Raw genomic sequence first — 2,644 nt, 5'->3', positions numbered from 1 at the left:
AAGCGCAAGTTGCTGTGGATTGTGGACCGGCATCCAGTGCATTGTTCAGGGGCAGTGAAACAGTGGTTGGACGAGCACGAGCAGGAGATCGAACTGCTGTACCTGCCGCCATAGGTTGTGTCGCAAAAACTCTTCAGAAGCAAACAATATCCATCAAGGTCATCGTCTTAAGCAGTTACTCCAAAGAGTGCTTCGATAAATTTGATCTGAGAGACACTATCTCCTCGACCGATGCCCTTGACTTGTCCTTTCCGTATTATGTTCATCGCCTCAATTCCACTCAAAGTGCGTCTGGCGCTGTTGAATGTCTGAACCCCATCATTGGCTTCACAATGCGCTTGATGCTTCGATGATCCTGTTCAACCCGATTATTCAAATATTTGCTCTGTCTCAATTGGGTTTCTTGGTCGATTGTCCCATCTTCTTTGAGGGACTCCATGGCGACGGGATAAGCCGCATTTTTATCCACGGTAATGACTCGTGGAGTTCGAGTGTGCTGACCTTTCAAGACTTTACGAAAGAAGCGTGCTGCTGCCTTGCCATCCCGCTTTGCCCTTAGCATAAAGTCCAGAGTATTTCCCTCTGAATCGACAGCACGATATAGATACTTCCACATGCCCTTGCTTTTGATATACGTCTCGTCCACCCGCCACGAATCGTTCGTCGGTTTCAGGTGCCGTCGTATCCGTTTGTCTAGCTCTAGCGCATACTTCAAAACCCAACGGTTGATCGTCGAGTGGTCTATCGCCACCCCCCGCTCTTGCATCATCTCCTCTAAGTCCCGATAGCTGAGGGAGTAACGGCAATACCAGCGAACGTTGAGCAGGATGATTTCGGGCAGAAAGTGCCGCCACTTGAACAGAGTAGGAGTAGACATCGGAGAAGGAGAAGGCAAGCTGGGCTTACCTACCTTACCATCGGCTGGTTTTTGCGACATAACCTTGGAAACTTTATCGGATTGGGTCTGCAGATTGGTTTACGAATTCTACTGCTCAGGTGGAAAAATTAATGCGTCATCTACAAACATTAAGAGGTTGACAATCAACCCGTGTCAACTCTTGCTATGGGTTGATATCTTGTTGCCTCAAGTCAACAGTTCGAGTATTTTGTTTTGCCTGAGTTCTAACCTATGGCGTGAAGACATCCGTTTTTTGCAGGGGTAGGTTTGAATTGAAGTTCAAACAGGAACAGCCGTGTTGTACCGCACCCTTGGCGAAAACCGAATCTGCATTACTCAGCCTACTCATGCCTGGGTATCTGGTCAGTTAGCTCAATCTTGGGGCAATGAACAGCTTGGCACAATTGCTCCTTTCCAGGCTGTGTGCTTGGGGGCAGAACAGCATGATATTGGCTGGATACCCTGGGAAGCCGCTCCAACACTCAATTCCGAAACAGGATACCCACATAGTTTCAATGAGGTTGCACCAGAAGTTCACACCCAACTTTGGGCAGGGGCAAAACACTTGGCGATGCCAATGGGACGGTATGTGGCACTGCTCGTTTCCCTCCATGGGACAGGGCTGTATGAACGGTTTACGCACTGGAAGCGATCGCCTGAATCAACCCGGATTGTCGAAACCTTTTTGCAGCAGGAGAAGGAATTCCAAAAACAGCTCATCCGTTGCTTAGAGCAAGACCCAGCCTACGCACCATATGTCACACCCTCAATGCTCACCCGAAATCAGCGTCTTGTTGCGACTTTGGATGCGCTGTCTCTTGCGATCTGTATGGGTGTAACCGGGCAGCGACAATTTGAGCAGGTGCCGACAGCAACGAGTGACATTATTTTAACGCTAATGCCTACTGCTGATGACCCAGCACGGTTATCGTTAGTACCGTGGTGCTTTCAAACGAATGAAGTCACTGTTGTGTTTGAAGGACGGCTTCTAGAGGAGAAATTTGCTGATGAGCAAGCGATGCGCGATCGCCTTGCCCATGCTCCCTGGATAACCCTAACAGCAACGCTTTATTCAGCAGAAAAACAGAATTGAAACAATTCTATCTAACCGCCGATCGCCATACCATCGACCCAATTCCCACTCAATTTCATCCATAGTGGTGAGCGCCTCCATGATGGATTGGAATACATCGTCCTAGGTCTGCCGTGAAGGAATCACAATGACCTGTCCCAAAAGTGTTGTCTCTTCGTCTATATTCTGCTCGCTCAATCATGCAGGTCTGGTTTCTTCAGCTGTATTCGATCGCGGCAAATTCGTTTTCTTTTGAGTATCGATATCAGGTGCCGTTCGGCAAACCTGGAGAATTAGCAGAGAAAGCAAGGCAGCAAAGAAGCACCAAACCGAAACAAAGACCTGATCCAGCAACCATTGGGACGCGATCGCAGCGAGGCAGACTGCGCCACCCAGCACCTTCAGAGATCGATTTGCGGCAAGTGCAAACGGAATCAGGACAATCATGGCATAGACCAGGCGATCGACTTGCTGCGAAACCCAGGGGTCAAAGATCAAGCGTGTGTCTTATTGAATCGAATGAACAAGTAGATGAAGCGGACGTTAAGGGACTTTGACGGGGTTGAGAGGGTTATTTGCTGCCGCTTATCTTGGTCGTTAGACCGCGATTCGTATGGCTCATCGAATTCATGTGCTCGGTCAGAAAATTTTTATTTTTTCTTTGTCTAAGATCT

General features: G+C 48.6%; 2 protein-coding genes and 1 pseudogene. 1 reads left to right on the top strand and 2 read right to left on the bottom strand.

Translation table 11 applies throughout. The annotated features are described in order from the left end of the window. Positions 1–167: 167 nt before the first annotated feature. Positions 168–877 (bottom strand): annotated as a pseudogene (locus tag H6F80_RS18885) (IS6 family transposase). A 316-nt stretch (positions 878–1,193) separates the two neighbouring features. Between H6F80_RS18885 and H6F80_RS18880 the strand changes: the two are divergent. Continuing rightward, complete coding sequence (locus H6F80_RS18880) at positions 1,194–1,991, top strand: DUF3891 family protein (RefSeq protein WP_190793071.1); 798 nt, start codon at positions 1,194–1,196, stop codon at positions 1,989–1,991. 177 nt (positions 1,992–2,168) lie between these two features. Here the strand turns inward: H6F80_RS18880 and H6F80_RS18875 are convergent, their stop codons facing one another. Continuing rightward, positions 2,169–2,468, bottom strand: a complete 300-nt coding sequence (locus H6F80_RS18875; RefSeq protein WP_190793070.1) for a DUF6629 family protein — start codon at positions 2,466–2,468, stop codon at positions 2,169–2,171. Positions 2,469–2,644 lie beyond the last annotated feature (176 nt).

The sequence above is a fragment of the Leptolyngbya sp. FACHB-711 genome (genome assembly GCF_014695615.1).
Lineage (GTDB): Bacteria > Cyanobacteriota > Cyanobacteriia > Elainellales > Elainellaceae > Leptolyngbya_A.
Note: the sequence above shows the minus strand (reverse complement) of the source record. Positions and strands in the feature narration are given on the sequence as shown.